A 6,718-nucleotide genomic window follows, 5' to 3' on the forward strand; every position below is an offset into this window, starting at 1 on the left:
AGCCTTCCCTGCCGGTCAGATACCGACGCCTCGCTGGCTCGCGTAGAAGACCAGCCGGTACTTGCCGATCTGGACCTCGTCCCCGTTGGCGAGCGCGACCGAGTCGATCCGCTCACGGTTGACGTAGGTGCCGTTGAGGCTGCCGACGTCGGCGACCGTGAAGAGACCGTCCTGACCGCGGCGGAACTCCACATGGCGCCGCGAGACCGTCACATCGTCGAGGAAGATGTCGCTCTGCGGATGACGGCCCGCCGTCGTCAGCTCCCCGTCCAGCAGGAAACGGCTGCCGGAGTTCGGACCCCGGCGGACGACCAGCAGCGCCGAACCCAGCGGGAGGGCGTCGACGGCCGCCTGCGCCTCGGGCGACAGCGACGGCGTCAGATTCTGCCCCGTCGTCTCCGCGTCATAGGCTTCCAGCCCCGAAATGGAGATGGTCGAGGTCGTCTCGGACGCGCGCTCCGCCTGGACACCCGGACGCAGCGGCGCACCACAATTGGAGCAGAACCGGCTCGCCTCAGGGTTCCGGTGCCCACACCTCGTACAAACCGGCAAGGCCGATCCTCCGCCCATGCGTGCGGTTGATGGTGCCTCGGAACCTATGCGGCCGGAGCCGGAGGGGTCAACAGAACCCGCGCCGCGTCCCCCGGAAAGATCACCGGACGGACCTCCGACCTCGTCGCGGAAGAGCGGACGCTCCTCGCTCGAACCGCTCTCCTCGGGCTGGCGCGAGGCGCGGTGCCGCGCCGAGCCGCTGCCGCCCTCCTGGCGTGCGCTCTTGCCGAACAGCTTTGCAAACAACTTCACGGGCGATTCCCCTTGAACGAAACAGACCCGCCCGTGGGGCAGGACGAACCCTCGATACACACACCGGCCCACCCGGACATCCTGTGAACGTCCGTGGCCTCCAGACAGTTTCCACCACGCACCACACGCACGATGCGACGACCCCCCGCTACCTCATGCCCTACCTGGGACTTCGCCATACGTTTACGCCTCACTGCGATGACGACCGAGCGTAGTCAGGCCGCTTCGCCTCTCGCAAGGCATTCACGATGATCTTCCCCTCACGGGTCACAGACACCTTGGCCTGCTCCTTTTCCAGTGTCTGAACCACCCCGCCGGGGATGTTCAGCGCCGGCTCCAGATCCTCCGGCTTACCGATGACCTTGAAACGGTACGGCTGGCCGACCCGCTTGCCGTCGATCTCCACCCCGTTCCCGGAATCCGAGAGGTAGGTGTTGGCGACGATACGTACGTCATTGACCTGAATCGCCTCGGCGCCGGCCGCTCGCAGCTCCTGAATGGTGTCCAGGAGCTTGTCCGCCTCGACGGAATGCGCGCTGTCGTCGATGGTCAGGTTGATACCGGGCCCTTGGGCCGCGACGGTCCCGGCCAGCACGCCCAGCTGCTGTTCCTTCTCCACGGTCTGTTTACGGGCCTCCTCGGCCTGGTCCGAGCTGTTCTCCAGCTCGGTCTTCTGCCCTTCCAGGCGCCGCTCTTCGTCCGTCAACCGCTGCGAACGGTTGTCCAGCTCGTCCAGAATGCGCACCAGGTCCTCCTGGCGCGCACCCCGCAGCGCACTGCTGTCACTCGTGGAACGTACCTGAATCGCCAGGCCGAGGCCGAGAATGAACAGGAGCAACGCAACGATCAGTTGGGCCCGGGTCAGCCGCGGCGGCCACAGACTCGCCACCAGCCGCTGCCGCCCCGTCTCCGCACGCCCCGGAGTGCCGTCGTCCGCAGCCGTCCCCGGGGCGGTGTCACCCGCCGACGGGACCGAGGCCGCCGGTTCGCCGCCCGGCCCCCACGCGGGTGCGCTCTCCCCCGGTCCGGGCCGTCCCGGGACGGCCCGGTTCTCGGGAGGCATCGGCCTGCGGCCGGCCGGGCCGTGGCCCTGTGGTGGCTCCGGCTGTCTCGCCGGCTCCGGGTTCCCGTCCGTCACCATCCGCCTCACGCCCTGAAGACGTGCCGGCGGATCGCGGCAGCGTTGGAGAAGATCCGGATACCGAGCACCACGACGACACCGGTGGAGAGTTGGGCGCCGACGCCCAACTTGTCGCCGAGGAAGACGATGAGCGCGGCGACGACGACATTCGACAGGAAGGAGACGACGAAGACCTTGTCGTCGAAGATGCCGTCCAGCATCGCGCGCAGACCGCCGAACACGGCGTCCAGCGCCGCGATGACAGCGATCGGCAAGTAGGGCTCGACCACCGTCGGCACCACGGGTCGGACCACAAGTCCGACCACGACTCCCACGATGAGGCCCAGTACGGCGATCACGAAGTGCCCTTCCCTGTGTCGGTGCCGTCCGCCTTCGCGGCACCGGCCTGCGGTTTTGCTGTGCGTACGATCAAACTGGGGGCGGGCGGCAGTGTGACCTCGTGCTCGACGGAAATCTTGGTGCGTACGCCGTAGTTCTCCTGCAAGACGTGCAGATACTGACCGTCGGCGCTGTCCTGGAACGCGGTGCTGAGCCGCTGCCCGTCCCCCACTGCCAGCACCGTATAGGGCGGCACCAGCGGCTTGTTGTCGACCAGTATGGCGTCTCCCGCGGCTCTGATCGCCGAGAGTGACGTGAGCCGCTGCCCATTGACGGAGATGGCCTCCGCACCGGACGCCCAGAGGCCGTTGACGATGCGCTGCATATCCCGGTCGCGTACCCGGCCGGTGTCCGTGAAGCTACTGCTCCCCCGCGGCCCGCCACTGCCGCTGCCGGCCTCCTTGGCGTCGTCCACGACGAGTTTCACACCGGGCCCGGTGACTTGGGTCGAACCGGCCAGCAGCGCCAGCAGCTCCGCCTTGTCGTTGCCGTGCTTCTCGAGCGCATCGCGCTGCATCGTGCCGACGGCGTCCCGCGTCGCATCCACCCGCTGCTGCTGCTTGTCCGCCGCGCCGGTGCCCTTCTGGATGCGGTTGATCAGCTCTTCGCGCTCCTTGGCCAGCGTCGGCGCGGCCACCTGCGCCTGCGCCGCGCCGACCGTGACGACGATCGCCGCCAGCACCAGACCGGCCGCCAGGCCCAACTTCGCCCGCAGGGTACGCGGCAGACCGCGCACGCCCGCCTCGGACTGGCGCGCGGCGGCCTCGGCGTATCCGTCGTCGAGGCTGTGGTCCATCACGTTGGTCAGCAGCGACATGGACGCATCGGGGCGCGCAGCCGGCTTCTTGAGACTGCTCCGGTCGGGGGGCTGCTGCGACATGCCGCACATCGTCGCACGTCGGCGGCGCACTCTCCCAACGGCCCCACCGGCGTACCCCGCAGGGCACGCCGGTGGGGTCCGGCTCAGCGGCCGGCGCCGTCGACCACCGCGGACCACTCGTCCAGCAGTTGCTGGGCGGAGGCGTCGTCCGGCCCTTCCGCCCACAGATGCGTGACCGCCTCGGCCGGATCGGGCAGCACCAGCACCCAGCGGCCGTCGGTCTCCACGACCCGCACGCCGTCGGTGGTGTCCACCTCCCGTTCGCCCGCCGCCTCGACCACATGCCGCATGACAAGACCCTTGACCGCCCACGGCGTCGGCAGATCCCTGCGCAGCACATGCGCCCGCGGAATCCGCGCGTCGATCTGGCTGAGGGTGAGCTGCGTACGGGCCACCAGCCCGATCAGCCGGACGAACGCGGCGGAACCGTCGAAGACACTGCTGAACTCCGGGACGATGAAGCCGCCCCGGCCATCGCCGCCGAAGACCGTGGTCTCCGCCCGTCCGACCCTGGTCAGGTCGTCGGGCGACGTGGTCGTCCACTCCACCTGGGTCCCGTGGTACGCCGCTACCTGCTCGGCGATCCGGGTCGTCGTCACCGGCAGCGCCACCCGGCCGCTGCGCCGCTCGGCGGCCACCAGATCCAGCATGACCAGCAGCGCGCGGTCGTCCTCGATGATCCGGCCGCGCTCGTCCACCAGGGACAGCCGCTCGCCGACGGGGTCGAAACGCACCCCGAACGCGGCCCGCGCCGAGGCCACGATCTCGCCGAGCCGGACGAGCCCGGAGCGCCGGGCATCGGCGGTCTCGGTCGGCCGGGATTCGTCGAGACCGGGGTTGATGGTCAGGGAATCGACGCCGAGCCGCCCCAACAGGCTGGGCAGGACCAGACCAGCACTGCCGTTGGACGCGTCCACGACAACTTTCAGTCCGGACTCGCCGATGCCGGTGGTGTCCACGGCCCGCAGCAGCGACCCGGTGTACGAGTCGAAAACGCTGGACGGGAAGTGCAGATCACCGATCTCGCCGGGGAAGGCGCGCCGGTACTCCTGGCGCGCGTAGACCCGGTCGAGCTTGCGCTGCCCGGCCTGGGAGAGATCCGCGCCGCGCTCGTCGAAGAACATGATGTCGACGGAGTCCGGCACGCCGGGGGTCGTCCGCACCATGATCCCGCCGGCACTGCCACGGGCGGTCTGCTGGCGGGCGACGGGCAGCGGGACGTTCTCCAGGTCGCGTACGTCGATGGCGCTGGCCTGTAGTGCGGAGATCACCGCGCGCTTGAGCGCCCGTGCGCCACGGGAGTGGTCGCGCGCGGTGGTGACCGTCGCGCCCTTCTTGAGCGTGGTGGCATATGCGCCCGCGAGCCGGACGGCGAGTTCCGGCGTGATCTCGACGTTGAGGATCCCCGACACCCCGCGGGCGCCGAACAGATGCGCCTGGCCTCGGGACTCCCAGATCACCGAGGTGTTGACGAACGCGCCGGCCTCGATGGTCTTGAACGGATAGACCCGCACATTGCCTTGGACGATCGACTCCTCACCGACAAGGCATTCGTCACCGATGACGGCACCGTCCTCGATCCGGGCGGCCCGCATGATGTCGGTGTTTTTGCCGATCACACAGCCGCGCAGATTGCTGTGCTGCCCGAGGTACACATTGTCGTGCACCACGGCCCGGTGGAGAAAGGCACCGCTCTTCACGACGACGTTGGAGCCGATGACCGTGTGCTCGCGGATCTCCACATCCGCCTCGACCTTGGCGTAGTCACCGATGTACAAGGGGCCGCGGAGTACCGCGTCCGGATGGACCTCGGCGCCCTCGGCGACCCAGACTCCGGGCGAGATCTCGAAGCCGTCTATATCGACGTCGACCTTTCCTTCGAGCACGTCCGCCTGAGCCTTCACATAGCTCTCGTGCGTGCCCACGTCTTCCCAGTAGCCCTCGGCGATATAGCCGTAGATCGGCTTGCCTTCCTTCATGAGCTGCGGAAAGACATCACCGGACCAGTCCACCGAGACATCGGGCTGAACGTAGTCGAAGACCTCGGGCTCCATCACGTAGATCCCGGTGTTGACGGTGTCCGAGAACACCTGGCCCCACGTCGGCTTTTCCAGGAACCGCTCGACCTTGCCGCCCTCGTCGACGATGGTGATGCCGAACTCCAGCGGATTAGGAACCCGCGTGAGGCAGACGGTGACGAGGGCGCCCTTTTCCTTGTGGAATCGGATCAGATCGGTCAGATCAAAGTCGGTGAGCGCATCACCGGAGATGACAAGGAAGGCATCATCCTTGAGCGCTTCCTCAGCATTCTTCACGCTGCCCGCGGTACCCAGCGGCTTTTCTTCGTTCGCGTACGTGAGCTCCATTCCGAGCTCTTCCCCGTCGCCGAAATAGTTGCGAACGAGCGAGGCAAGGAATTGCACGGTCACGACGGTCTCATGGAGACCATGCCGTTTCAGCAGCCTCAGCACGTGCTCCATGATCGGCCGATTGGCTACCGGGAGAAGCGGCTTGGGCATACTGGACGTCATGGGGCGAAGGCGTGTGCCTTCGCCGCCGGCCATCACAACGGCCTTCATGTCGGAAGCGTCCTCCTCTAAGAGACGACGGTCTTGCCGACTTCACCACCCGTCCAGATCGCCCACTGTTCTCACGTACGGGCGCCGGGCCTTGGCATGAATCTGCTGGTTCGGCGAGCTCAGTCGGCCGTGGTGTCCGCCCTGATGATCCGGCGGACCTGGACCACGTAGAGGATCCCTGCCCACCAGTAGAGCGCCGTACCCCATCCGGCGAACGCCCATCCGAAAATAGCAGCGAGACTGTGAAGCCAGCCACTTCCGTCGCTCAGGAGGAGCAACGGGAAGGCATACATCAAGTTGAACGTAGCCGCTTTGCCCAGGAAGTTCACCTGGGGAGGGCCGTAGCCGTGCCGTCCGAGGAAACCGACCGCGATCAGCAGCATCAGTTCACGGGCCAGCAGCGCCGCAGTGAGCCAGATCGGCAGGATCTCGCGCCAGGTGAGGCCAACGAGGGTGGAGAGGATATACAGCCGGTCGGCCGCCGGGTCGAGGATGCGCCCCAGGCTGCTGATCTGATTCCAGCGGCGAGCGAGCTTGCCGTCCAGATAGTCGCTGACGCCGCTCAGCGCGAGGACCAGGAGCGCCCAGCCATCTGCCTGGGGGCCACCGAATTTCGGCCACAGGATCAACCACAAGAACACCGGCACGCCAATCAGGCGGGCCATGCTCAGAATGTTCGGGATGGTGAGGACGCGATCCGTCTGGACCCGCGTCTCCTGGACCTCCACGCGGAAGCCTCCTGTGGGAAATATGCCGATGATGCCCCCTGACCTTACCTGCACCGCCGGCCGCGCCACGCCGCGGGTCCTTGTTCCGCAAAACGCAAAAAAGCTCCGGTCTCTGAACCAAAAGGTTCAAAGACCGGAGCTTAAAATTTGTTCGGCGGCGTCCTACTCTCCCACAGAGTCCCCTCTGCAGTACCATCGGCGCTGAAAG

At 67.2% G+C, this 6,718-nt stretch carries 6 protein-coding genes; all 6 read right to left on the reverse strand.

Annotated elements, in window-relative coordinates:
- Nucleotides 1–15 precede the first annotated feature (15 nt).
- The gene (locus IH09_RS36625; protein ID WP_242641049.1) at nt 16–876 is read right to left on the reverse strand and encodes an FHA domain-containing protein; all 861 of its coding nucleotides are present in this window, start codon (nt 874–876) and stop codon (nt 16–18) included.
- 118 nt (nt 877–994) lie between these two features.
- A complete protein-coding gene (locus tag IH09_RS05085) occupies nt 995–1,945 on the reverse strand; it encodes a DUF881 domain-containing protein (protein WP_110952071.1) in 951 nt (316 codons plus the stop codon).
- Between the two features lie 5 nt (nt 1,946–1,950).
- A complete protein-coding gene (locus IH09_RS05090) occupies nt 1,951–2,283 on the reverse strand; it encodes a small basic family protein (protein ID WP_052854423.1) in 333 nt (110 codons plus the stop codon).
- Nucleotides 2,280–3,212 carry a DUF881 domain-containing protein gene (locus tag IH09_RS05095; protein ID WP_190233207.1) on the reverse strand — a complete coding sequence of 311 codons (933 nt, stop codon included), beginning with the start codon at nt 3,210–3,212 and terminating at the stop codon, nt 2,280–2,282. The genes IH09_RS05090 and IH09_RS05095 overlap by 4 nt, the downstream gene beginning before the upstream one ends.
- Before the next feature lie 74 nt (nt 3,213–3,286).
- A complete protein-coding gene (locus IH09_RS05100; RefSeq protein WP_052854427.1) occupies nt 3,287–5,782 on the reverse strand; it encodes a mannose-1-phosphate guanyltransferase in 2,496 nt (831 codons plus the stop codon).
- Between the two features lie 119 nt (nt 5,783–5,901).
- Complete coding sequence (locus IH09_RS05105) at nt 5,902–6,510, reverse strand: CDP-alcohol phosphatidyltransferase family protein (protein WP_052854430.1); 609 nt, start codon at nt 6,508–6,510, stop codon at nt 5,902–5,904.
- Nucleotides 6,511–6,718 lie beyond the last annotated feature (208 nt).

Source organism: Streptomyces celluloflavus, assembly GCA_000720995.1.
GTDB classification, from domain to species: domain Bacteria; phylum Actinomycetota; class Actinomycetes; order Streptomycetales; family Streptomycetaceae; genus Streptomyces; species Streptomyces celluloflavus.

Excerpts from the sequence above, each read along its gene's own strand:
- IH09_RS05085 (WP_110952071.1), bottom strand. The coding sequence starts at position 1,945 with ATGGTGACGGACGGGAACCCGGAGCCGGCGAGACAGCCGGAGCCACCA.
- IH09_RS05095 (WP_190233207.1), bottom strand. The coding sequence starts at position 3,212 with ATGTGCGGCATGTCGCAGCAGCCCCCCGACCGGAGCAGTCTCAAGAAG.
- IH09_RS05100 (WP_052854427.1), bottom strand. The coding sequence starts at position 5,782 with ATGAAGGCCGTTGTGATGGCCGGCGGCGAAGGCACACGCCTTCGCCCC.